This is a genomic window from Niallia circulans NBRC 13626, assembly GCF_001591585.1.
Taxonomy (GTDB): domain Bacteria; phylum Bacillota; class Bacilli; order Bacillales; family Cytobacillaceae; genus Niallia; species Niallia circulans.
Genome location: NZ_BCVE01000015.1, coordinates 49,149 through 72,339 on the forward strand (window position 1 = coordinate 49,149; position 23,191 = coordinate 72,339).

Here is a 23,191-nt window from a genome sequence, read left to right on the forward strand (position 1 = left end):
GCTTTTTGCGATATTAACCAAAAGCTAAAATAAATTGCCTTTTGACCACCTGAACAGGAGAAAAAGGCAATTTTTATTGATTATTCGCTTTTCACCCCATATATAATCAGCCCAATCCCCAATAATATCCATATCATTTTAGCAAAGGATATTTTATCTGTTAAACCCCATAAGCCAACAAAGGTAGTTGCTATAAGTACAAGAGGACCAATAATTGCTAAGGAGCTATTGATTATAAGCGCCTTTTCTATTTCATTTGTCTTCAGCATCAAAAGCGCTGCAGTAATTTCTATGCTTCCAGATAATAATCTTAGGATAACCATTCCGAGAACTGCTTTTTCAATGAACGATAACATATACTCCTCCCACCAATAGCAAAATTTACTACCATTATATGCAGAGGGATGTTTAATAGGACATGTTTTTGAAGCTCGAAAGAGAAATCCTGATGACGAACGGAATGATAAAACCAAATCTATTGTTGAAAAGAACACTGTCTTTTTTTATCCAACTCCCTTATACATGAATTACAATAACCTAATTCCCCATCAAATTTATACCACTGTTTACACTTCAGGCACTTCTTATGTAAAATTTCATTAATCATCAAATCATATCCGTAATATGTCATGACTTTTTCAATTTTCATTCCATCTCTTCCTTTCTCCTCTTTCTCCTTTGTTAAAGTATGCAGATTGCTATCAAGACGTGATAGCAATAAGGATTTTTTTGAAAAAGAAAGAGAATAGTAACCTAAAAAAACTGCACCCTAAATAAAGGTGCAGTTCTTTAGCATGTATTTTTAGTGCTGCTTATTTGGTAATTTGGCCTCTGGATGTCCTTTACCATGCTTTTTATTTTTTTCTTGCTTCTTTTGATCATCCTTTAGTTTTTCCACGAATTTACCTGTGTCTTCCATTTTTAATCCTCCTCAAAGTTGTTCTTGTTATTTTAACCGATTAGCGGATTTACATTCTTGAAAACAAATTAATTCTTATTTAAGGATGATATATTTTATCGTGGCCATCGTTCTTCTCTTAAAGGGAAAACAGGAAATGGCTCATGAGGCAATGTCTGATACCAATAAGCAACAGTAGAAACATCATCCTGTCTCTCAAACAAACCACGATGGCTGACACCAATTTGTTGTACGGTTATCTTGAGATCCTCTTCAAAGCGAATAGGATCCATAATATGCCAGCGATAAAATCCACGCATTGGCGGTACATCATCATTATGGTAAGGATTAACAACTGTATTATCCTGTTTAGCATAAAACGGATAACCTAAAAAAGGTGTAGAATAAGTTGTTTCGTCCATTTTGCCATGCTCATTATATGTTGCAAAACTCCAAGCACCACCAAAATAATCCTCTGTTCCAGTTCCGCAAATTGTCGGATATTCTTTATCTCCATCTAGAAAAACCTTTACCTCCCCTTCTCCCCACCAATATCTTTCTAATGTAGATAATGCCATATACGTACCAACATACTGCCCTTTTCCTTTCACACCATCTAAAATAATATAATCCTGCCCTTTTTCAGTAATACTCTGTCTTCTCCATTGGGCATGAAAATAAGCAATTTCTTTTGGCAAAGAATCATATAAGCAATAGTCTACTTGATAAAAAAAGGCAGGAATTGCATCCTCACATTGATTTTCGATCGTAATGCGTGCTTTTTTATGAAAAGGCATAGAAAAATAACTATTCATTCCTCTATTCGGATTAACGGCTATAGGCATGGAATTCACTAAACAGCCTTGCCCAAATCCACAGCAAAAGAAATCTCCCAAAGGGCTTTCAACTGATGGATTCTCTTCATCATCCCAATACATTCTGAGAATAATATCTCTCAATACAAACGGATTTTTATCATTTATTTTCGCAGGAACCGTTATCCAAATATGTTCAATAACACCTGGTCCATCAATTTCAGCTAAAACTTTTATTTCGCCTGATTTAATATCTCTTAAACACGGAGCCCCTTTTCTCGAAGGTCCAAGATTACTAGCTGCCTTCCCGCCACCTCCTTTTTCACCAGTAGGATTTTCCGCATTAATCGCTCTTGTTCTTCCATTATTTAAAATAGGTAAAGTAGATAATCCATTAAACATCGTATCACTCCAATTTTTTTATTGTTTAACTCCTCCAGCGATAATTCCTTCCATAATGTTCTTTTCAAATATCATCACAAATAAAATAATAGGTAAAGTAATGAACCAACCCATGGAACTTATTAAATCCCAAGGCACTTCAAAGTTACTTGTTCTTGGAATCGTTGTAATCCCCACACTTAATACTTTAATTTTGTAAGAAAAAAATAAAGGTGTAAAAAACTCATTTAAACATTGGATAAAGTTAATAATACTAACAGTAGCTATAGCTGGCTTCATCAGCGGAAAATACACTTTGAATAATACTTGTAAAAAATTCGCTCCATCTACTTGAGCAGCTTCTTCCAAAGATGGAGGAATTTGTTTAACGAAATTATAGAGAATTAGTACAGAGAAAGGGAGCAAGGAACTTGTATATAAAATGGTTAACCCCAAATAGGTATCAACCAATTGTACAGACTTCATAAAATCGTATAGAGGTCGCGCAGTTATAACAGGTGGGATTAGTGCTGAAAACAACAGCAATTTATATCCCCAGCTAACTCCTCTCGAATAGTCATATTTGGCAAACCCATATGCTGCTGCCGTACCAAATATAATAGAAGCAACTAGAGATAAACCAGTAATCAGCAATGTATTAATCGCCATTTCCCCAATTCCCAATTGAATAAATAAATCTTTATAGTTTTGAAAAGTAATGATCTTAGGAAAGTAATCAATAGGAGTTTGGAATAGAGAACCCTTTGGTGTTATAGATGAAATAAAAATCCAGTAAAGAGGTAGCAAGATAATAATTGCTACAACAAAGGTCAATCCCCATCTAAGAAAAAAATAAAAACTTTTCATCGACCTTATATTCATTCTTTACATACCTCCTAATAGTCATTTTTCTTGATCCCTAATAAACTTATACTGCTGATAATAATCATCATCAAAAATAAAAGTACTGCTATAGCAGAGGCATAGCCAATATTTAAGTTCGTGAAAGCTTCTACTGCAATTCTATATGCTAGTAAGCTTGTCGAATCACCAGGTCCTCCAGTAGTCATGGCATAGACAATATCATAGCTTACAATTCGCCACATGGTGAAAAAGATACATAGTGTCAACAAATTCTTCATTATTAGTGGAATTGTAATAGAGAAAAATGTTCTAACCATATTTGAACCATCCATTTTAGCAGATTCATAAATCTCTTCTGGGATAAACTGAAGTCCTGCTAAAACGAGAATCGCAAAGAAAGGAACATCTTTCCATAAGTCCACCAAAATCACCGCAATTCTTGTAGATTCTGGGTGAATCAGCCAATCGAAGTGAAATGTAGTAAAGATTCTTCGTATTAAATCATTCACCAAACCATAGCTATCATTAAATGCCCATCTTGCTGCTAACCCTGTTACAACCATAGGCATTGCCCATGGTATTAAAACAATTGTTCGTAAAAACTTCTTTCCTTTAAACTTCTGATTTAATAAAACAGCTAAGAATATACCGAAGATCACATGAAAGATCATGGATATGATGGTAAAAATCAATGTAAATTCCAAAGAGGTGATAATCTTATCATCTTTAAAAATAGCAAAAAAGTTTTGAAAACCAATAAATGTTGCAACCCCGCCTTTAAACATATTAATTTCAAACATACTATTAATAAAAGTAACTATGATTGGATAAATAATCGTAAATCCTCTAATAATTAATACCGGTAGTATCAAAATCCAAGCAATAACTAACCTGTTTTGAAAGGATTTATTTAGAAAAGTCTTCATTTGATAGCTCCTTTCCATAAAGAGGATCAAAATTATCTATAAATTTAATCCTCTTTATTTATTTCAAGATTGTACTTACTTGGCCAAACGAGCGATTTCCTTTTGAGCCTGCTCTACCGCTTCATCTAAACTTATTTCATCAGAAATATACTTTTGGAATATCGCTCCAATTCCATTAACAAACTCCATAGCCTGTGGAACTAAAGGTCTACCTCTTAACGTACTATTGCTGATATATTCTTTGACACTCTCTAATCCTTTTGCAGTAAATTTAGGATTATTAATTACATCCAGACGGGCAGGAAGTCTCCCAGACATTTCGCTATATGCTAATTGTCCATCTGGGCTAGCAATATATTGCAGCACTTTTTTTGATGCAGCTTTCTTCTCAGAAGATTTATTTAATACATAATGCCAGGAAGCAATAAAGGCATCGTTTGTCTCAAAAGTTGGCATCGGCTCTATATTCAATTGTTCAGGACTAAATTTCCCAGCTTCTTCAAATGTAGGAATTGCACCTGTATACATAAATAACATTCCATATTTCCCATCAATAAATTTTTGATTCATAGGGTCATAGATATCAGCAAGCTGGGATATCGGGGTCACTTTTTCTTTGTGTGCTAAATCATACATAAACTGCAATGCTTCTTTTGTTTTGGGATTGGTCCAATCAAAATAATCGCCGCCAAAGAGATTAACAAAAGTACCAATTTCATTAAAAACATAACTTTTTTCCCATGAGCCTCCATAACCATATACGCCGTCTTTTGTTACCGCTTTAGCGTATTCAAGAAATTCTTCTTTTGACTTTGGAGCCTCCATACCTGTTTTTTTCAATAATTCATTATTCACCCAAAATGCTAAGATTTCTAAGTAGCTAGGCACGGAAAAGATGCTCCCATTATATGTTGGTATATCCTTTATATATTGCTCAGAAAAATTTTTCACGATTTCAGGAGTCATAACCTCTTTCTCTAAGGGCTCTAAATAGTCTGCTCTTGAAAAAGCTGTAATTAATTCATCATTAACATGCATTAAATCAATTGTATTATCACCTGAAGAAAGAATAGTCGTCATTTTAGCTACCATATCATCAGGGTTAGTAGGTGTAACAATAATATTTAACTTCACTCCAGTTGCCTCTTCTATTTTCTTCTGATAGGCAGACCATCCTGCCTTTGTTGAATCATTTGTCATTAAAGTAATGGTTTCTCCTTCAACCTTACCTTCGCCTCCGGAATCTTGATCAGCATTAGAACTTGTGTTATTTACTCCTACACAGCCAGTTAGGAAAATTGCTGTTACAATCATTATGCATAAAGCTATGCTGTGCCACTTTCTTGATTTTTGCATTCTCTTAACCTCCCTTTTTATAAAGCGCTTTCAAATATGCAAATTCATTATATAAAAGAAAAAAAAACACTTAAATATAAATTCTCACCTAAAAAATATAATATTTGTTGATTGATTATATTTTTTTAAATCTATTGCTTTAATAAACTTTTCTAGATAAACTTATGGATAAAAAGTAAGCGGTTTCTGAATGGAGGAGGAGAAATATTGTATGCGTCTATACTTCTATTTAAAGAAACTTTGTCAAAGATACTTTATTAGTTTTCAAAAGAAGCTTTTATGGAGTTTTCTTCTTACTTCCATTATTCCGTTAATCTCTTTAAGCGTTCTCTCTTATTTCCTGTCTTACAATATTGCAAAAAATAAAATATTTGATTCCATCTCTTATTCAAGTAATCAATTAAATGTAATTCTTTCTAATCGTTTTGAGCAGATGAAAAATGCATCCAGTTTAATTCAGAATTATTTATATCCTTTAGTAATTCAACCACCACAAAAGTTATCGGACCAATTAGAATCATATAGCTCTGTTAGGAATAATATTATTTACTTAAAAGAAGCTTACTTGTTGGATAATATCACCATTTATATAAAACCACAATTTCTTTTTAGTGATGAAGGAATTACCTTCTTTTCTACAAATGATTTATATAAACGTGGAATAATAAATGACCAGCAACTATCTATTAGTACGAACAAGCTAGAATGGATTCTATCTGAGAATATTAATGAGCCCTTTGTTGTCAATCAGTCTTATCAAAATAAAAGGTATTTAAGTTGTTTTATCACTTACCAAAAGAAGGACACGAAAACAATAGATTATGCCATTTTTCTTGATTTAGATGTAAAGGAAGTAAATCAATTACTTGATGAAAGTACTACTGACTCTTCTATTAATAGCTTTTTAATTGATCAAAACGGAATTATTTTAGCACATAATAATAGCAGGCTTATCGGCCAGCCAATTGAAAAAAAGATATTTAACAAAATAGCAACAATGAATGAACAGCCCTTTAAAATCAAGGATAACCAGTATGTTTTTAAACGTAACGAAATAACTGGCTGGTATATTGTTACGGAAGTTCCAACAAGCTATATTGTTAAAAATACTATAGTCCTTATAAGTATCTTAATTTCAGCGGTCATACTAGTTATTATCATTAGTATTGTCAGCAGTTTATTCATCTCCAAAGAATTAAGTAAAAAAATAAGAACAATAGCTAAAACGATTAAGTCAATCTCTTTAGATAATAATAATCTTATTTCTGTTAAGTTGCCTATAGATAAAAAAAAGGACTTTAAAGATGAATTTGATTCATTGGCAATAACATTTAATAATATGACAGAATCGATAAATACCAATTTTACTGCTATTTTAAATTTCAAAATACAGGAAGAAAAAATGAAATATCAGTTAGAACAATCTAAAATAAACCCTCACTTTCTATATAACATGCTTGATTCTATTAAAACTTGTCAAACCCTTGGTCGAATAGATGATGCAAATAAAATGATATCCCAATTGGCACAGTTCTACCGAATGATTTTAAAGAAAGGCGATGAACTTATCCTAATAAAGGATGAACTAGAAATTGCTCAAGTTTATCTCCAGTTAGAAAAATTAAACAAAAGTATGGAATTTCATTGGATGATAGAGAAAGAGGAAGGAATTGAAAATTTTCTTATTCCAAAATTTGTTCTGCAGCCTATTTTGGAAAATTGTATCCACCATGGTATTAAAAATGTTAACACACCATTATCCATTCAAATTTCTATTACCTATAAAAATGATGCTATTCAATTTACGATCCAAGATAATGGGCGAGGAATTACGGATGAAAAGATAGAAACAATAAATCAGGTTCTAAACAATACTGCATTACGTACAAATCATTTTGGTCTAAGCAACGTAAATTCTCGATTATCTTTATATTCATCCGAAAACCCGACAATACAAATAAGTAGATTACATCCACAGGGTACTCTAGTTTCCTTCACTATCCACCAAATGATATCGGAAGAATTATTTTTTGAAGAATTAGGAGGATAAAATGAAAAAAATTATAATGATTGACGACAACACCGTTTGTTTAGAAGGTATTTTCAAAAACATAAAGTGGGAAGAGATGGGAGCAACCGTTTGTGGGATATATGCTAGTGGGATAGAAGCACTAAAAGAAATAGAAAAAATCCAGCCAGATATAGTTATTTCCGATATTCAAATGCCAGAAATAACTGGAATCGATTTGGCTAAAACCTTATTAACAAAATTTCCTTTTATAAAAATTATATTTATCAGTTCATATGATGACTTTATTTATGCACAGGAAGCAATTAGACTTAATATTTGTGACTATGTCGAAAAGCCAATTGACTATGATTATCTCACTACTGTCATTCAAAAAGTACTCCGGAATATTCAACAAGAAAAAGAAACGATGGAACAGTTAAAACATAGTCAACCAATATTGAAAGAGAAATTCTTTTTAAACCTTATTAATGCTGGTCCAACTTATGCAGAATACATGCTTCAAAATCAAGCTAGTTATCTAAATTTGCAATTTACAAAGAAGCAATACATTTGTGTATATTTAGAGATAAGTAAACATATAGACTGCATGAACAGCCTCGGAGTAGAGCGATATCATCTCAATACTTTTCAACTAATTCATGCTGTAGAAGACTACTTCTCCTCTGAGGATGTCTATACTATAAATCAAGGTGGAAGAATAATTTTTATTGTTGGTCATAAACAATATCCCCATAAATTAAGTACTTTTGTTATGAAAGCTTTCGAGACGATAAAGAAACAGTTTGATTTTTTTACGATTACAATAGGAATTGGTCATGGCGTACAATCTATATGGGAAATTTCAAATTCTTATCGAAATGCAAAAAAAGCAACGGAATATAAATTTATTTTTGGAGACGATAATATATATTCAACAGAAGAAATACATCAAGCTGCTCCTACTCCTCTTTTTCTATCGAGACAAGATGAAGAATTGCTCATTAATTTAATCTCTAAAAAGGACAAACAGGGAATAAAAGAATTTCTAGCTTATATAGAAAAAAACTGGTCTAGTGTATATTATAATAAAAATGGCATTCTCTCATATATTTCATCCATTCTGTCAAAAATTTTGCGTTTTCTCTATGAAGTAGAAATTAAAGATACGGAAATTGTGGAGAAAATAACGCATACCTTTTCTATCTTGGATACATTTAACACGGTAGAAGAAGTTTGTGAAAATCTAGAAAAAATTTGTCTTCTTACTAGCGAGAAAATTCAACAATCTATTCATTCTAAACATAATCAGATCGCTGAACAGATCATACAATTTATTGAGAATCATTATAATGATATAACTCTGAACTTAAATACAATCAGTAACCATATTAATATGAGCCCATCCTATGTTGGATCTATTTTTAAGAAAGTTAAAAATACCAGTATATCTAAATATATTACATTTCTAAGAATAAATAAGGCAAAAGAATTCTTATCTTTTACAAGCATACCAATTATGGAGATCAGTGAAAAAGTAGGTTATTCCAATCAATATTATTTTAGTGCATCCTTTAAAAAAGTAACCGGACTAACACCAACTGAATATCGTACTCATTCCACTATTGTTTAAATATTTTTATTCTACTATCAATTTTCTCGATGACACCTATCTGAATATTCATCTTTATTATTCATCCCATCCAATATAAGATTAATATAAATGAATAGGAAAGGGTGTAAATCCATGAAAAAAATTGCTGTTATTGATGGAGGAACTCGTTCAAATGGGAATACAGCACTCCTGACAGAAAAAGTAATCGACGGTGTGCCGGTAGATAATATTCTGCTTAGAGAGTATACTATCCTTCCTATAATGGACATGCGCCACACTTTAGAAGGATTTCAAAAAAGAGAGGATGACTACAATTCAATAGTGGATCGCATACTTCCTCATGATATATTAATCTTCTCTACTCCTATATATTGGTACAGCATGTCTGGTTTAATGAAGAATTTTATTGATCGGTGGTCTCACTCACTTAGAGATTTAAGCTATCCTGATTTCAAAGCGAAGATGGCGACAAAAAAAGCTTATGTCCTGGCTGTTGGTGGAGATAATCCCACTATAAAAGGCATACCTATGATCCAGCAATTTCAACATATTTTTGATTTTATGGGGATTGAGTTTGGAGGATATATTTTAGGTAATGGTAATAAACCTGGGGATATTTTGGAGGATAAAAATGCCATTTTTGCGGCTACTCAGTTAAATAAGGAATTTTTAAAAGGGTTTGGGAAATAAATATCTCAATCAAATATAACCCCAAACAATTATACGTAAAAACATTCATATAATTGTTTGGGTAACCACCAATAAATGTGATGCTGCTCTACTTTTTTGCTTTTATCTTCGCTACCCCTAAAGCATAATGGCTGAATAAAACATTCTCTATCATCTCTCCTTGCGACTCTTCGCAATCAACAATAACAATTATTTCCGATTGGAATCCCTTCAGTAATCTTCTCTTCTTTTTTACTATAAGTTCTGTAAAAAGACGAATTACAAATCCAAGTAAAAAGCCAGCTGCCGCACCAATTAGGCCCCAGTATATCGGTCCCCATGCAAGCTTAAATCCTATACTTGCAAAAACAACTGATAATGCCGTTGCTAATGCAATACCTATATCAATAAGAGAAGTTCCGTCTGACCGATGCAAGTCATCAAAAATCTTTCGTTGCTCCGTTCTATTATCAAGTGGAACAACAAATATATTTTCTTTTTTTATTCCCTTTTTTTCTAACGTGCTGAGAGCCATTTCTATAAAAATGGAGTGTTCAAATGTCGAAAATAATTGCATATTAATTCACCTTTTGTCCTTTTAATACTTGAAAAGACGAAGATTGATATTTTTCCCTAAAATAGGAACGTTGTTCTTTATCATATAACTTATTGTTTTCTACTGTATTTATATAAGAATCAAATATTGCAAACCCATAAATAGATGGAAAAAACAAAAGCCACTCTGGATTAATTACATCTGTCGCTTGTTTGATTTCTCCCAAAAATAAAAGAGACAAAGCTTCCAGACCATGCGATAAATAAAAAAACACAACTCCCCAAATGATAACAAAAAATGCAGTTATTACTCTATGAATGTATAATTGACCCAAACCAGGCATAAATAGGGACCAAATAATGGCCATAATAGGATTTCTTTTATCAAGATAATTGATTTCCATTATACCAATACTAAAAGAATTAAAGCGATGCTCCTCTCTTTCTACCAGCACAAAGATTTTGTTTAAATCTACCGTCGTTCGATAGCTATCCCAAATAGCGAAAATATAAACTGGGATATAAATGAGTAACCACCTTGTATCCAAGATTTCTTTAGCCTTTTCAATCTCTCCCTGAAAGGAATAAATCATCGACAAATTTAAATTGCAGTTAACATTTACTACTACTTCCCAAATAAATAAAACGAATCCCCTCAGGTATTTAGATAAGAGAAGATGACCAAATCCAGGGAAAGCAGCACTCCACCATGCAATGATATAAGGATTTCGCAGGTGAATTTGTGTTGTCCCAAGAGTACTTACATGCGCTCTATATCTTCTTGCTGTATTGTCATTGGTAAAGTTATCCATAACTACATTCACCTTTTCCATATATATAACTGAGGATAAATAATCACTCCAAGTTATTTTTAACAAAATCATGTAATTCTATCCATCTGCCGATTTTTAAGTACAATAAAACTAGGAGGAAATAAAAAAGATAAGAATCTTTGGGCTATTACGTTTATGTTAAAATGTACATAAATACAAAAATTTTTCAAAAGGGGGAAATGGATTGTCTCAAGCACTAATATTTGATATGGATGGTACACTCTTTCAAACAGACAAAATTTTAGAACTATCTTTAAATGATACTTTTCATTACTTGCGCTCGATTCATCAATGGGATGGAGACACGCCAATAGATAAATACCGCGAAATTATGGGTGTTCCATTGCCGATTGTGTGGGAAACATTATTGCCTCATCATTCCCTTCGTTTAAGAGAAGAAATAGATGCTATTTTTCTCGAACGATTAGTGACAAATATAAAAAAAGGCAAAGGGGCCTTATATCCAAATGTAAAAGAAGTTTTCTCCTATTTAAAAGAAAATGATTTCTCTATTTATATCGCTAGTAATGGTTTAACAGCATACTTACAAGCGATTGCTGAATATTATCAATTGGATAAATGGGTGACAGAGACATGCAGTATTCAGGATATTGAATCACTGAATAAGTCTGACCTTGTTTGTAGGATTATTAAGAAACATGGAATTACTCGAGCAGCTGTTGTGGGAGACCGCCTATCTGATATAAAAGCTGCAAAGGAAAATAACCTTCTATCTATCGGTTGTAATTTTGATTTTGCTAAAGATGACGAATTGAAGCAAGCAGATATAATTATTGATGACCTTATCGAATTAACTTCTATTCTAGCAGCATCATCTTCATTTCAAATAAAAAATAGTACGATTAAATAATAACTTTCCTATACGGAAGGGAAAAAGTGAATATGCAGGGATAATTTCAGCGCTTCTTGCCATATATTTTCATGGTCATTAACATTAATGCGAACCAAGTTTTGTTTGCTATTTTTAGATTGCCGAAAACTGAAAATGTTGTGATGTAAAACTTAAATCAGCTAAAATGGTTGAAATGTATAAGTCCTTTAGAAATAGACGAGCTCACTTTCTGTCTATTTCTTGGACTGCTTATTTTTATCAACTTCATCCTCATTATTAATATGACCTGTTATAACGTCTATTGAATTATCAAAAAATTTGCTGACTTTCCCTAGTTTCCCATTATCCGTATCTGTATTTTTTGAATTTGGTTTATAATACTTAATAACTACTCCAAATATTGCACTTACAAACACAATCCAACTCCAATATGGCATTAATTCTAACCCTTTTGGCAGCAAATAAAACCAATTTATTCCCAGTACTATATAACTTATAAGTATAAATGCTGATCCAATTATATTTCTGATCATGCTTTAATATCTACCTCCATTTTTTAATCCTTATGCCTACCCGAATAAGAGTTCACTAAGTGCCTAAAGGTCTAAGACCCCTCATTTAAGGGGTCAGTCTAAAAATATCTCTTCTAAAGTCGGTTCCTCAACATTGACTCGGTAAACGTTAGTATTACATGCCGTTAGGGCCCTTGTTATTTCAGAAATTCTATTTTCTTCATCAACTGTAATAGTCAGCGAATCCTCTTTACAGTGAATTTCCGTACCTTTATCTTTAATCCATTGTTGAAACTTTGATAATTCTGAAACAGGGATTGGACTATGTTTAATGTTCACGATAATATTGGAACGGTAAAATGCTCTGAGTTCATCCATTGTTCCGATTTTTACAATCTTGCCTTCTTTCATGATAGCAATTCTTGTACATAATTTCTCGACCTCATCCAAATTATGAGAAGTTAAAAAAATAGTCTTGCCTTCTCCATGCAGTCTTTTAATCAGCTTTTGAATTTGGATTGCTGATTCTGGATCCATTCCCGATGTTGGTTCATCCAAAAATAACAGGTCAGGATCATGGATTATAGCCTGAGCGACACCAAGTTTCTTTTTCATTCCAAAAGAGAACTTTCCTAATTTTTTATTAGCATGATCAGCTAATCCGACTGCATCCAATACCTCTAGACACACACTTTTTTGCGCAGGATTACCAGATAGTGCAGAGAAGAACCGCAAATGCTCCAGTGCTGTAGTGGATTCGTAGAAACTTGAATAATCAGGCAGGACACCAACTTTTCTTTTAAGCACTATGTCATCTATCTTTCCTCCCAACAAAGAAAATGAACCTGAAGTAGGTTTCGCAATCCCTGTCAGCATATTGATAAAGGTTGATTTCCCGGCGCCATTTCTACCAAGAAATCCAAATAATTCCCCTTTCTCAATTGTTAAATCAATTCCGTTAACTACCGTTATTCCGTTATACTTCTTTGATACCTTTACTGCTTTAATAGCTGACATCAGCATTCCCTCCTCTTGAAAAATAAATTAGTAAGATAAATTAAGATGCCTGCAAATACAAGAAGAACTAAGAAACTATAATCATTTAAGTCTAGATAATAAAAAGGTGATATATATTTTAGCCAGCTAATAGCTGGATTAGCACTGAGCGCAAACCAACCTCCTAGTATTGGTAACAATATCCCTCCAAGAATCCCAAGGAACATAGTTACTCCTGGCTTAATGATGAGTACAGACATTAAGAGAACAAATGATATCTGCAATGTAAGTAAGCTCATCGTCTGAGCAAAAACTAAAAGATCTATTTTTTCTGTTGTTAAAGCAATTATTAAGAATGATAAAAACAGGCAGACAAACCAAAACATCCAAATACCCAAAAACTTACCAATTATAATGGAAAACCTAGTTGTTTTAGTAACTAAAAATCGCATGGTTCTCTCATGGATTTCTCTATTTATACTGTCATGAGATAAACTCGCCACAAATAAATGTCCAAAAAACATCACTAAAAACAATAATCCAACTAAATGAACTTCACTAGCCTCTTTCGGTGTCAGTTCCATTGCTGTAGCTAAAATATCAGCAAACTTAGCCGTATAATAGGATGTGACTAAAAATACCAAGATTAACAGAATAGATTTAACCCCTTTGAATAATTGGAGAAATTCTCTTTTCCCTATAGTAAGCATAATATTAAACTCTCTCTTTCCTCAAAATTTATATACAAATTCTCTTAACTACCGCTTAATCTCTAACTCTTTGCTCCCGAAAATGGAGGAGAATTTGACCAATTATTCCAATCATCAGGATGATCGCTAAGCTAGAGTAATTCTGAGCTGCAAATTCATTTCCAATATGTCTTGAAAGCATAATTACGGCAGCTACGGTTGCTATAGCACTAAATACTTTTTTCATTTTACACCTCATTTCTTTAATCTATAAGGATTATATCTATCGTACCTTAACCCTTTAAAATCGGAACCTTAATTCTTCCTTAATTTCTAATAATGAGGAAAAAAAATGATATGATATCTTTATATTTGGACATTAGGGAGACAAGTTATATGGAAAAGATAAGATTATTAATAGTGGATGATGAAAAGGCTATCCATCAGATGTTGAAGATTATTTTACAGAAGGAAGGATTTGAGCGAATTGATACTGCAGAAACAGCAGAGGAAGCATTACAACTATGCGCAGTTAATGATTACGGCTTAATTTTTCTAGATGTCATGCTTCCAGATCGAAGTGGTTTTGATATTTGCCCTTTCATTCGAGAAAAGACAAATGCCACCATCTTTTTCTTAACAGCGCGGTCCACTGACCTTGATAAACTTTCGGGGTTTGCATTAGGTGCTGATGATTATATCACCAAACCATTTAATCCATTGGAAGTAGTAGCGAGAGTGAAAGCTCATCTAAGAAGATATACAGCCAATACAGTAAAGGAATCAACTACATATCAATATGGTGACTTATTTGTAAATAGTTCATCTGGAGAAGTCGTGGTAAGAGGAGTTAAAGTTTCCTTGCCTGCACAGGTATATCAGTTACTACTATATTTCTGCAAGCATCCTAATCAACTTTTCAGTAAAGCTCAACTTTATGAAAATGTGTGGGGGGAGAATTTTCTTGGAGAAGATAACACGATTATGGTTCATATACGCAAACTTAGAGAAAAAATTGAAGTAAATCCCAGCCAGCCGCAGTATATCGTGACAGTGAGAGGGCTCGGCTATAAATTATCCGTAGAAGGTTTCAAATAAAATGAATATGACCAAACGATTCATCCTGCAATTCTTTTTTCAGCTTTTGTTTGTTTTCTTTCTCTTATCCATTATTTTTTTATTATTTTGGGCAATAATTGGATTCACTGCCATGAAAAACGAACTAAATACTGACTTGACTCAAGCTGACTCATCTAATATAGAAGATTGGATAACAGTTAAAGATGAGAAGATTTCTATATCTAATGATTTAAAGGATTTAGTCAGGAAACAGAATGGTTGGCTTGCCATCTTATCGGAGAACGGTAATCCCTTAGAAACATATAATCTGCCAGAGGGTAACTCATTCTCCAAAGCCGACTTTTCCCTGCTACTTTCAGAAAGTGAAGATTATCCATACCAATACTCTATGTGGCCAATTCAACAGGATACCGCAATGCCCCTCATAGTCCTTTATGGAAAAGAAGTTGGCAGCAAGTCCATTCTAAATACTATTAAAGTCGGAGTAAACTGGCAGAAAAATCAACTAAATATTCCAGATACTATTAGAAAAACTATTACAGATAAACACGGTTGGGTTCAGCTTGTTAGCAAAGATGGTGTAGTTCAGGACAATTATAAAGCTGTCAATCAAAAGGATAGGTACTCTTTTCAAGAACTATTTCAGCTTACTAATAACGAACAAAAGGATGTATCTGCCTACTTTAATAGAGAGACAGGACAGGTTCTTCTAACAGGTACAGACCAAACAAACAGCTTGCACTCCGATACAGAAATAATGCAAGATACTGGGAACAAAATTCTTTTCCTGTTTTTGCTTGCACTTTTATTGTTAATTACACTTAATATTTGGTTTGGCTATAAATTCGGTGCTCCACTTGTTACCATCATGAAATGGATTGGAGATTTGGGTAAAGAAAATTATGAAGAAGGGCATAATAAGCACTCTATGATGCTTACTAAAAAAGGAAAGCTACAACGGAAATATAAAATATACAAGGAATTGATTACCACTCTTACCCAATTGACAACATCGCTGGAGCAAAATAAACAATTAAGAATAAAGGCCAACAAAGCTCGCGATGAATGGATTAGCGGACTATCCCATGATTTAAAAACTCCGCTTGCCTCTATAGGAGGGTATGCTGAGATGCTACAGTCAGATCAATATTCATGGACCGAAGAAGAAGTTCGGACTTTTTCTAGCACAATCAAGGAAAAGGCGCACTACATGAAACAGCTCCTGGAAGATTTGACTTTAACGTATCAGCTTAGAAGTGAGGGCTTCCCTATCGCCAAGGAAAGAGTAGAAATAAATGAACAAATCAGACGAACTGTCATCCACTATGTGAATGGACCTGCAGGACAGCAATATGAATTTGTATTTCACCCTTACCCCAAGGAGCTGATTGCAGCAGTAGATCCGAAATGGTTCCAACGCATTATGGAAAATTTAATTGAAAATGCAATAAAGTATAATCCACCAAAAACGACTGTCACAATAACGATCGGAAAGCTCGACCATCATTTGCTGATAATTACGATAAGCGATAATGGTGTGGGCATGGATAATGAAACACTAAATAGATTATTCGAACGCTATTACAGAGGAACAAACACAAGCAGCTCAAAGAACGGAACAGGACTCGGTATGACGATAACCAAAAAGCTAATTGAACTCCATGGCGGTTCCATTAAAGTAAGAACAGAGCTCGAGAATGGAACAACGATCAGAATACTCCTCCCGTTACTTGATGACTAAATTTATCTTTATTGAAAAAACGAGAAAGTCCCTTTTTATAAAAAAAATTTTCAAACAAGTATACTGCGTTATCCACTGGTGAGTCTAATCGATTCTGTCCCAAAATCTGATTGGTTTTGGGAGTAGAACTTGAAGTTTAACCAAGCTATAAAACAGTAATAGCAAAAAGGTAGCTACTATAACATTGGCAATTCTCTTATATTTTTTTTACGGTATTTGATGGATAAAAAAATTGCGCCCGATTTGTTGAATATGATTATGTTTTTACTAGCTAGTTTTATTTATTAAAAACAAAGGCTCTGTTAAATTTTAATGTAGAAATATGGATAGTAAGTAGGGGGAACCTTTTTTGGCTCCCCTCTCATTTTCATTCAGGGCTTAATAATTGAATGTTTCTGTACTTTTAACATAACCATAAATACAAATTATGCTATCTTCTTTAACAAACGGAATATTTAGCTTTTGTAATAATTCTATGAATTCATCAGTAATATCAAATCTTTCAGGTTCAATAAGTCTACCTCTACTTTTTACATACCTTGGTCTGATTCGCAACCATTCTATGGAATAGAACGGACGTAGCCCCTGTTCCCAATCCCCCCAATACCATACATCTTCTATAAAAGTTTCTGGGTAAGGAGCATCTTCTAATACATACTTAACTTGATAAGGTGGGGTGAACGGCAATGTATCAATTACACATTTCTGCAACTGCTCCCATTTCGTGTTGTTCATAACCGAAGCTAATTGTTTTTTATTTACAACTGTAACAACCTTTTGCTTTTCGTCCATATTCCCCTCCTAAAATCTAAACACTAAACTTTGATAGGCGTAAACTATCATAAGTGTCGGTCATCTCAAATACAAATGATATTAACAGAATTTCTTTAATTTTGTGTTTTGTGCTTTCGTTACTATGGTTATCTACAAACAAAAACCACGCAAGGTAGTGGTCGAGATACTTTGTAGCTACACCTTTAAAACGGTCTATCCATCGTTTGATTTAATTCGATAATGTTCTAATCCTTTTTCTTTTACATAGGTTTTCTAGGTTTTCCAAGCATCAGTAACGAGTACATTATCAGTTGTCAGTTTAGAGCCAATCATAATCTCCACTATGATTTTAACGACATGTCCCATACAAGCTACTTTTGAGACAGTTACTTTGGTACGGTCTCTTGCAACAAGAACACAAACTTGTTCGTGGCTAATGCCTCTAAGTTTGGATTTCCAACACGTTTACGAGGTTTGCGTGCCGAAATCCTCCGTTGACCTTTTTGAGAGTATAGGAAATGGTTCTCGTCAACTTCAACAATCCCCTCAATGTTAAACTCCAACTCCTCCGCTTATTTTTCAACATAATTATCTAAAGTGAAATTTAAAGCTTTATCCAAGAATACAGCATGTTTGCGAATAAGAAATATCTTAACTATCTACACAGGAATTTAATCAAACTTTTTTTATAAATGATCGTACCTGATTAAAAGACGACATTTATGTATCTTATCCAGCTATTTGCTTCAGTTTTTTACTATCTCAGCAATATTCATATATTTACTTGTATGAAATCCCCATAAATCAACATTTCCAATAAATTTGTAGTTCTGCTCTATTAATAAGGTTTCCAAGCTCTCTTTTCGCTCATTAAAAGGAAGTTTATATTCATCTATCAATTGTGCTTCTTCTCCTACTATTTCATAATAACTAAATAAAATGGTGTAACCCATTAAAACGATCTCCTCTCTACTACCTATACAAATGTCTACTTAATGATTTTCCGGTTTCTTCTTTATGTTTCTTAGTATACCGTGGTAAAGTAAACTGAATATAAACTTCTCTAAATTAATTTTCAGTTTACATTTTCATAATAAAATAGGGATAACTTAAATTAATGGAGGTATTAGATGTTTAAAATACTCGTGGTAGAAGATGATACAAATACTAGGAAATTAATGTGTGCTGTTTTAAAGCAGCATGGATTTCAGACTTATGCTGCTAAAGATGGGATCGAAGCCCTTCAGATAATGGAAAAAGAGCATGTTGATTTAGCTGTACTCGATTTAATGATGCCCAAAATGAACGGTTATGAATTAACACAGCATTTAAGACAGACATGGGAGAATCTCCCTATTTTAATGGTTACCGCCAAGCAGGAGGCAGCAGATAAACGAAAAGGATTTCTTGTTGGTACGGATGATTATATGACCAAACCTGTAGATGAAGAAGAAATGATTTTACGTATTAAGGCTCTGCTGCGGAGAGCGAAGATTGTAAACGAGCATCGCTTAACGATCGGTAAGACTGTACTAGACTATGATGCCCTTACCGTTTCTCGTGAGAATCATGTTATTACCTTACCACCTAAAGAGTTTTTCTTATTGTTTAAACTATTATCATATCCAAATATGATTTTCACTCGAATTCAGCTTATGGATGAAATCTGGGGAATGGAATCTGAAACGGATGATCGTACACTCAATGTCCACATTAACCGATTAAGAGACAAGCTTCGTGATTTTCCAGAGTTTGAAATTTTGACAGTCAGAGGACTTGGTTATAAGGCAGTGAAAAAAGGATGAGGGAATTTTTCACAAAACGTTTAAGCCTTGCCATTACACTAGTCATGTTTGTTTTTGGCGTCATGATGGCAACAGTCCTAGTTGTTGCTGTTATAACTTTTGCTTTACAGCATTTAGGGATTATTTCAGACAATAGTCAGCTTCCCGTATTCCCGCTCATTGCCTTTTTAGGTTTTTGCATTTTACTTGGGACTTCCCTAACAGCCTTTCTCAGTAAGAAAGCATTAAATCCTATTCGGACGGTAATTGATGCAACCCATAAAGTAGCCAGCGGGGATTTCTCTGTACAAGTTAACATAAAGGGAATAGGCGAATTAGAAGAATTATCTCATAGCTTTAATAAAATGACCCAAGAGCTTTCTGGAATTGAAACATTACGAAGTGATTTTGTTAATAATTTTTCTCATGAATTCAAAACACCTATTGTTTCATTACGCGGTTTCGCAAAATTACTAAAAGAAAATAACTTAACGGAAGAGGAAAGACAAGAATACCTTGATATAATCATTACCGAGTCTGAGCGCTTAGCTGCACTCTCTACAAATGTACTTATCCTATCAAAGTATGAAAATCTCGAGATTATTACCGAAAAAACTCCATTTCGATTAGATGAGCAAATTCGAAAAACGATTGTATTGATGGAACCAAAATGGTCCGCAAAAGATATAGTCATAGATGTCGAGCTTGATGAAGTTACTTTTCACGGAAATGAAGATTTAACTCAGCAAATTTGGCTAAATCTTTTAGATAACGCTATTAAGTTTTCCGAAATAGGCGGAAACATAACAATACATCTCACTAAGTTCAAAGAAGAAATTTGTTTTTCGATTCAAGATAATGGTCCTGGAATGGATGACCATACAAAAAAACGTCTTTTTGATAAATTTTATCAAGGCGATACCTCTCATTCCCAATCGGGAAATGGTTTAGGATTAGCACTGGTAAAGAGAATCGTCGAACTATGTAACGGGAAAATTTATGTGGAGAGTGAAAAAGGAAAAGGGAGTATTTTTATGGTGAGGCTCTAAGCTTGTTTGAAGATGGCAAAAAGATAACCAATTAGACAGTAGCTAATCCGTTATCTTTTTGCCATTTTTTCTACCTGACATCGTATTTGATAAAATTTACTAATTAATGGATGATTCAGTGTCTTTCTATCTATATTACTTAATCTCCTTTTTCCAATCCTCCTATCAAACATAGCAAAAGCTCTAATAAATTCATTCTCAGAATGTAAAGCATGATCTATAGAAAGAGCGCAATAATCAAGAAAGGATTGATAGACATATCCACTATCCATTATATTTGCAGTAAAGAGGCTTTGTTCCACCTCTTCAGACCATTCTGGCTTTTAACTTACTCCATTGCATCTGCTATTCCTCTCTTTTAAAAACTATCTTCATAACCTTATTATAGTTGCAGCTAAAAATAAAAGAGGCACATTTAATATGAGTATGTGCCTCTTATATCCGACTATAAAACTATTTTATCCCCAAATCTCTTTCGCTACATCTACAATATATTTTAATTTATTCCATTGTTCTTCTTCTGTTAAGATGTTTCCATGATGGGTTGAAGCAAATCCACATTGCGGGCTGATACAAAGCTGTTCAAGAGCAACGTATTTAGAAGCCTCTTCTACACGTGCTTTGATTGCTGCTTTATCTTCTAATTCACCCGTTTTGGAAGTGAATACACCTAAAACTACTTGTGGTCCTCCATTTGGCACAAATTCAAGTGGGTTGAAACCACCAGAACGCTCATCATCGTACTCCAAGAAGAAGCCATCTACTTTTTCCTTCGCAAAGAAGCTAGGGGCGATTTTATCATATGGACCTTCAAACGCCCAAGTAGATTGATAGTTTCCACGGCAAAGATGTGTTGTTACGATTAAATCTTCTGGCTTTCCTTCTAGAACACCATTCACAACGTGTAATGCTAAGTCGATTAATTCTTGTCTTTCTAACTCACTTTTTGCAAATGGCAGCTTTGGAGCACAAAGTCCTGCAATATATACATCGTCAAATTGTAGATAACGGCAGCCTGCCTCATAGAATGCTTGAACAGCATCACGATAAGCTTGGATAATATCATTGGCATAATCTTCAATATCCGGATAGATTTCTTCATTACGGATACCGGCATTGAAAAATTGGTTTGGACTTGGAATGGTCATTTTTGCAACGGCACGATCGCCCACAATCTCATAGAATTCCTTAAAATCTTTTAAATGAGGATGATCAGGATTAAATGATACTTTTCCTGTTACTCGCACATCGTAAGCTTCCGTTTCAACCCCATTAAATTTATAACCATGGTCAGGTACATAGCCTTCTACTCCTGTTAAATGCTCCATGAAATCAGTATGCCAGAATCTGCGGCGGAACTCTCCATCCGTAACTGCTTGAAGACCCACCTCAATCTGCTTGTCCACAATACGTTTAATTTCTTCTGTTTCTACTGCACGTAGCTCTTCTGCTGAAATAACTCCATCTGCAAAATTCTTTCTAGCATCATGAATAGATTGAGGACGCAGTAAACTTCCTACGTGATCTGCTCTAAATGGTGCTTTAATAATTGTTTTTGTCATGTGAATCCCTACCTCCGTAAATTTCTTCTCTCTTTTTAATATTAGACTTTTCAGAAAAATATATATATTATTATGTATAGAAAAATCTCGGTTGCGACTTTCGTCATGCTAGAATCTATAACTTGTTTAAATGTAACATGAAAACAAGTTGATGGAAATACGAAAAATTTAAACTCTTGTGATTATTTAAACTTTTTTAAGTTATTCTACACTATTTCCCACAAGATTACTAGCCAATAAAAAGGAAAAAAATAGACACAAACTATTATCGGACTTAATAATTTGTGTCTATTTACTTTATATTTTTACTATTTAATATTCAAATCATGATGCAATGACTCAGATGGAATTGGATTAAGAGGAACCTGCCCCTTTGGTACTGGCTCTTTTACATACACAAAGTCTCCTGTTCCATCTTGAGCGCTGCCTGTTGCCCATAGACCTTCTGAAGAAGCATCTCCTTCTGATAGATTCCAGAATTCATACGCTTCTGGCTGAGATTCTTTTTCTGCTTCCGGAGGGAAGCTAGCTGGAACAACTACACCATTTTTAGCTTCTAATTCCTCGATTGCTGCTAGCCATTGATATTGATGGTAACGGTCACGCGCTAACATTTTTCTAAATGTGGCTCTAACTCCTTCATCAGTTGTCATATGATACAATCTTGCTACCTGTAAGCGTCCTTGGCTTTCTGCATGTAAATTTGAACGCATATCGGCTAAAAGATTTCCACTTGCGACAATATACGATCCATTCCATGGTACCCCATTAGAATTAGTTGGCATGCCGCCCAATCCACTTACAAGCAGATGTTGTGGATTAATTCCCCCCATAATGGCTGCAACTGCTGGATCTTTCGCTGCTTCAGCCTGATCCTCAGGTGATGCACCATCTAGTAGCTGACTGATTAAAGAGCAAAGCATTTCAACGTGACCAATCTCTTCTGTTCCTATATCCATGAGCATATCCTTATATTTTTCTTCTCCGCGACAATTAAAACCTTGGAAAAGATATTGCATCATTACGGTCATTTCACCGAATTGTCCTCCAAGCACCTCTTGAATTTGACGTGCTAACATTGGATCTGGTCTGTCCACTTTCACTTCAAACTGTAATTCTTTTTGATGACGAAACATGACGCTATCTCCTCCTTGACTTTTCATATTGCTGTTCGCTTAAGATGTACCCCGTCTCAAAACTTAATAAACAAAAGAAAAAATTTTAATATAGT

At 33.9% G+C, this 23,191-nt stretch carries 23 protein-coding genes and 3 pseudogenes; 8 read left to right on the forward strand and 18 right to left on the reverse strand.

The genetic code is table 11. The features are described from left to right. Positions 1 to 80: 80 nt before the first annotated feature. The 6 genes from BCI01S_RS17000 to BCI01S_RS17020 all read right to left on the reverse strand — a co-directional run bounded on the left by BCI01S_RS17000 (position 81) and on the right by BCI01S_RS17020 (position 5,240). Entirely contained in the window at positions 81 to 356 is a 276-nt protein-coding gene (locus BCI01S_RS17000) for a YqhV family protein (RefSeq protein WP_047941423.1), read from the reverse strand. Between the two features lie 446 nt (positions 357 to 802). Continuing rightward, positions 803 to 919, reverse strand: a complete 117-nt coding sequence (locus BCI01S_RS24855; protein WP_082138277.1) for a DUF4023 family protein — start codon at positions 917 to 919, stop codon at positions 803 to 805. A gap of 95 nt (positions 920 to 1,014) precedes the next feature. Further along, complete coding sequence (locus BCI01S_RS17005; protein ID WP_047941422.1) at positions 1,015 to 2,115, reverse strand: glycoside hydrolase family 172 protein; 1,101 nt, start codon at positions 2,113 to 2,115, stop codon at positions 1,015 to 1,017. 18 nt (positions 2,116 to 2,133) lie between these two features. Beyond that, positions 2,134 to 2,976, reverse strand: coding sequence for a carbohydrate ABC transporter permease (locus BCI01S_RS17010; RefSeq protein WP_061800263.1), 843 nt, complete (start codon positions 2,974 to 2,976; stop codon positions 2,134 to 2,136). Positions 2,977 to 2,990: 14 nt separating this feature from the next. Further along, entirely contained in the window at positions 2,991 to 3,884 is an 894-nt protein-coding gene (locus BCI01S_RS17015; RefSeq protein ID WP_047941420.1) for a carbohydrate ABC transporter permease, read from the reverse strand. A gap of 75 nt (positions 3,885 to 3,959) precedes the next feature. Further along, entirely contained in the window at positions 3,960 to 5,240 is a 1,281-nt protein-coding gene (locus BCI01S_RS17020) for a sugar ABC transporter substrate-binding protein (RefSeq protein ID WP_047941419.1), read from the reverse strand. A 211-nt stretch (positions 5,241 to 5,451) separates the two neighbouring features. On the opposite strand from BCI01S_RS17020, the gene BCI01S_RS17025 reads away from it, so the two are divergent. From BCI01S_RS17025 to BCI01S_RS17035, 3 genes are all read left to right on the forward strand, one after another. After that, the gene (locus BCI01S_RS17025) at positions 5,452 to 7,290 is read left to right on the forward strand and encodes a sensor histidine kinase (protein ID WP_061800265.1); all 1,839 of its coding nucleotides are present in this window, start codon (positions 5,452 to 5,454) and stop codon (positions 7,288 to 7,290) included. Position 7,291: 1 nt separating this feature from the next. Continuing rightward, the gene (locus BCI01S_RS17030) at positions 7,292 to 8,881 is read left to right on the forward strand and encodes a response regulator (RefSeq protein ID WP_061800267.1); all 1,590 of its coding nucleotides are present in this window, start codon (positions 7,292 to 7,294) and stop codon (positions 8,879 to 8,881) included. Between the two features lie 114 nt (positions 8,882 to 8,995). Further along, on the forward strand, positions 8,996 to 9,553 hold the full coding sequence (locus BCI01S_RS17035) for a flavodoxin family protein (RefSeq protein ID WP_061800268.1): 558 nt from the start codon (positions 8,996 to 8,998) through the stop codon (positions 9,551 to 9,553). Positions 9,554 to 9,641: 88 nt separating this feature from the next. On the opposite strand, the gene BCI01S_RS17040 is transcribed toward BCI01S_RS17035, so the two are convergent. Further along, entirely contained in the window at positions 9,642 to 10,109 is a 468-nt protein-coding gene (locus BCI01S_RS17040) for a hypothetical protein (RefSeq protein WP_047941416.1), read from the reverse strand. Position 10,110: 1 nt separating this feature from the next. Continuing rightward, entirely contained in the window at positions 10,111 to 10,899 is a 789-nt protein-coding gene (locus BCI01S_RS17045) for a hypothetical protein (RefSeq protein ID WP_047941614.1), read from the reverse strand. A 187-nt stretch (positions 10,900 to 11,086) separates the two neighbouring features. On the opposite strand from BCI01S_RS17045, the pseudogene BCI01S_RS17050 reads away from it, so the two are divergent. Continuing rightward, a pseudogene (locus tag BCI01S_RS17050) lies at positions 11,087 to 11,791 on the forward strand (HAD family hydrolase); the annotation flags it as partial. 215 nt (positions 11,792 to 12,006) lie between these two features. Here the strand turns inward: BCI01S_RS17050 and BCI01S_RS17055 are convergent. The 4 genes from BCI01S_RS17055 to BCI01S_RS25345 all read right to left on the reverse strand — a co-directional run bounded on the left by BCI01S_RS17055 (position 12,007) and on the right by BCI01S_RS25345 (position 14,217). Further along, complete coding sequence (locus tag BCI01S_RS17055) at positions 12,007 to 12,306, reverse strand: hypothetical protein (protein ID WP_047941414.1); 300 nt, start codon at positions 12,304 to 12,306, stop codon at positions 12,007 to 12,009. A gap of 93 nt (positions 12,307 to 12,399) precedes the next feature. Beyond that, the gene (locus BCI01S_RS17060) at positions 12,400 to 13,302 is read right to left on the reverse strand and encodes an ABC transporter ATP-binding protein (protein WP_047941413.1); all 903 of its coding nucleotides are present in this window, start codon (positions 13,300 to 13,302) and stop codon (positions 12,400 to 12,402) included. After that, on the reverse strand, positions 13,302 to 13,991 hold the full coding sequence (locus BCI01S_RS17065) for an ABC transporter permease (protein ID WP_047941412.1): 690 nt from the start codon (positions 13,989 to 13,991) through the stop codon (positions 13,302 to 13,304). The genes BCI01S_RS17060 and BCI01S_RS17065 overlap by 1 nt, the downstream gene beginning before the upstream one ends. 55 nt (positions 13,992 to 14,046) lie before the next feature. Further along, positions 14,047 to 14,217: a hypothetical protein gene (locus tag BCI01S_RS25345; RefSeq protein WP_156485452.1), complete on the reverse strand. Its 171-nt coding sequence runs from the start codon at positions 14,215 to 14,217 to the stop codon at positions 14,047 to 14,049. Positions 14,218 to 14,366: 149 nt separating this feature from the next. On the opposite strand from BCI01S_RS25345, the gene BCI01S_RS17070 reads away from it, so the two are divergent. Beyond that, entirely contained in the window at positions 14,367 to 15,068 is a 702-nt protein-coding gene (locus BCI01S_RS17070) for a response regulator transcription factor (protein WP_061800271.1), read from the forward strand. Position 15,069: 1 nt separating this feature from the next. Further along, a complete protein-coding gene (locus tag BCI01S_RS17075) occupies positions 15,070 to 16,791 on the forward strand; it encodes a sensor histidine kinase (RefSeq protein ID WP_061800273.1) in 1,722 nt (573 codons plus the stop codon). Between the two features lie 378 nt (positions 16,792 to 17,169). Here BCI01S_RS17075 and BCI01S_RS17080 read toward each other — a convergent pair whose 3' ends face one another. The 3 genes and pseudogenes from BCI01S_RS17080 to BCI01S_RS17085 form a co-directional block, all read right to left on the reverse strand. Further along, complete coding sequence (locus BCI01S_RS17080) at positions 17,170 to 17,583, reverse strand: DUF6678 family protein (RefSeq protein WP_061800274.1); 414 nt, start codon at positions 17,581 to 17,583, stop codon at positions 17,170 to 17,172. 16 nt (positions 17,584 to 17,599) lie between these two features. Further along, positions 17,600 to 18,122 (reverse strand): annotated as a pseudogene (locus tag BCI01S_RS24860) (IS1595 family transposase); the annotation flags it as partial. 189 nt (positions 18,123 to 18,311) lie between these two features. Then, positions 18,312 to 18,518 carry a hypothetical protein gene (locus BCI01S_RS17085; RefSeq protein ID WP_047941409.1) on the reverse strand — a complete coding sequence of 69 codons (207 nt, stop codon included), beginning with the start codon at positions 18,516 to 18,518 and terminating at the stop codon, positions 18,312 to 18,314. A gap of 177 nt (positions 18,519 to 18,695) precedes the next feature. Between BCI01S_RS17085 and BCI01S_RS17090 the strand changes: the two genes are divergently transcribed. After that, positions 18,696 to 19,370 carry a response regulator transcription factor gene (locus BCI01S_RS17090; protein WP_047941408.1) on the forward strand — a complete coding sequence of 225 codons (675 nt, stop codon included), beginning with the start codon at positions 18,696 to 18,698 and terminating at the stop codon, positions 19,368 to 19,370. After that, complete coding sequence (locus BCI01S_RS17095; RefSeq protein ID WP_047941407.1) at positions 19,367 to 20,398, forward strand: HAMP domain-containing sensor histidine kinase; 1,032 nt, start codon at positions 19,367 to 19,369, stop codon at positions 20,396 to 20,398. The genes BCI01S_RS17090 and BCI01S_RS17095 overlap by 4 nt, the downstream gene beginning before the upstream one ends. Before the next feature lie 50 nt (positions 20,399 to 20,448). Here the strand turns inward: BCI01S_RS17095 and BCI01S_RS26455 are convergent. The 3 genes and pseudogenes from BCI01S_RS26455 to BCI01S_RS17110 form a co-directional block, all read right to left on the reverse strand. Beyond that, positions 20,449 to 20,703, reverse strand: a pseudogene (locus tag BCI01S_RS26455) (SF0329 family protein); the annotation flags it as partial. Between the two features lie 153 nt (positions 20,704 to 20,856). Beyond that, positions 20,857 to 21,960: a 5-methyltetrahydropteroyltriglutamate--homocysteine S-methyltransferase gene (locus BCI01S_RS17105; RefSeq protein ID WP_061800280.1), complete on the reverse strand. Its 1,104-nt coding sequence runs from the start codon at positions 21,958 to 21,960 to the stop codon at positions 20,857 to 20,859. A 308-nt stretch (positions 21,961 to 22,268) separates the two neighbouring features. Then, entirely contained in the window at positions 22,269 to 23,096 is an 828-nt protein-coding gene (locus tag BCI01S_RS17110; RefSeq protein WP_061800283.1) for a manganese catalase, read from the reverse strand. Positions 23,097 to 23,191 lie beyond the last annotated feature (95 nt).

Excerpts from the sequence above, each read along its gene's own strand:
- BCI01S_RS17000 (WP_047941423.1), bottom strand. The coding sequence starts at position 356 with ATGTTATCGTTCATTGAAAAAGCAGTTCTCGGAATGGTTATCCTAAGA.
- BCI01S_RS24855 (WP_082138277.1), bottom strand. The coding sequence starts at position 919 with ATGGAAGACACAGGTAAATTCGTGGAAAAACTAAAGGATGATCAAAAG.
- BCI01S_RS17005 (WP_047941422.1), bottom strand. The coding sequence starts at position 2,115 with ATGTTTAATGGATTATCTACTTTACCTATTTTAAATAATGGAAGAACA.
- BCI01S_RS17010 (WP_061800263.1), bottom strand. The coding sequence starts at position 2,976 with ATGAATATAAGGTCGATGAAAAGTTTTTATTTTTTTCTTAGATGGGGA.
- BCI01S_RS17015 (WP_047941420.1), bottom strand. The coding sequence starts at position 3,884 with ATGAAGACTTTTCTAAATAAATCCTTTCAAAACAGGTTAGTTATTGCT.
- BCI01S_RS17020 (WP_047941419.1), bottom strand. The coding sequence starts at position 5,240 with ATGCAAAAATCAAGAAAGTGGCACAGCATAGCTTTATGCATAATGATT.
- BCI01S_RS17025 (WP_061800265.1), top strand. The coding sequence starts at position 5,452 with ATGCGTCTATACTTCTATTTAAAGAAACTTTGTCAAAGATACTTTATT.
- BCI01S_RS17030 (WP_061800267.1), top strand. The coding sequence starts at position 7,292 with ATGAAAAAAATTATAATGATTGACGACAACACCGTTTGTTTAGAAGGT.
- BCI01S_RS17035 (WP_061800268.1), top strand. The coding sequence starts at position 8,996 with ATGAAAAAAATTGCTGTTATTGATGGAGGAACTCGTTCAAATGGGAAT.
- BCI01S_RS17040 (WP_047941416.1), bottom strand. The coding sequence starts at position 10,109 with ATGCAATTATTTTCGACATTTGAACACTCCATTTTTATAGAAATGGCT.
- BCI01S_RS17045 (WP_047941614.1), bottom strand. The coding sequence starts at position 10,899 with ATGGATAACTTTACCAATGACAATACAGCAAGAAGATATAGAGCGCAT.
- BCI01S_RS17055 (WP_047941414.1), bottom strand. The coding sequence starts at position 12,306 with ATGATCAGAAATATAATTGGATCAGCATTTATACTTATAAGTTATATA.
- BCI01S_RS17060 (WP_047941413.1), bottom strand. The coding sequence starts at position 13,302 with ATGTCAGCTATTAAAGCAGTAAAGGTATCAAAGAAGTATAACGGAATA.
- BCI01S_RS17065 (WP_047941412.1), bottom strand. The coding sequence starts at position 13,991 with ATGCTTACTATAGGGAAAAGAGAATTTCTCCAATTATTCAAAGGGGTT.
- BCI01S_RS25345 (WP_156485452.1), bottom strand. The coding sequence starts at position 14,217 with ATGAAAAAAGTATTTAGTGCTATAGCAACCGTAGCTGCCGTAATTATG.
- BCI01S_RS17070 (WP_061800271.1), top strand. The coding sequence starts at position 14,367 with ATGGAAAAGATAAGATTATTAATAGTGGATGATGAAAAGGCTATCCAT.
- BCI01S_RS17075 (WP_061800273.1), top strand. The coding sequence starts at position 15,070 with ATGAATATGACCAAACGATTCATCCTGCAATTCTTTTTTCAGCTTTTG.
- BCI01S_RS17080 (WP_061800274.1), bottom strand. The coding sequence starts at position 17,583 with ATGGACGAAAAGCAAAAGGTTGTTACAGTTGTAAATAAAAAACAATTA.
- BCI01S_RS17085 (WP_047941409.1), bottom strand. The coding sequence starts at position 18,518 with ATGGGTTACACCATTTTATTTAGTTATTATGAAATAGTAGGAGAAGAA.
- BCI01S_RS17090 (WP_047941408.1), top strand. The coding sequence starts at position 18,696 with ATGTTTAAAATACTCGTGGTAGAAGATGATACAAATACTAGGAAATTA.
- BCI01S_RS17095 (WP_047941407.1), top strand. The coding sequence starts at position 19,367 with ATGAGGGAATTTTTCACAAAACGTTTAAGCCTTGCCATTACACTAGTC.
- BCI01S_RS17105 (WP_061800280.1), bottom strand. The coding sequence starts at position 21,960 with ATGACAAAAACAATTATTAAAGCACCATTTAGAGCAGATCACGTAGGA.
- BCI01S_RS17110 (WP_061800283.1), bottom strand. The coding sequence starts at position 23,096 with ATGTTTCGTCATCAAAAAGAATTACAGTTTGAAGTGAAAGTGGACAGA.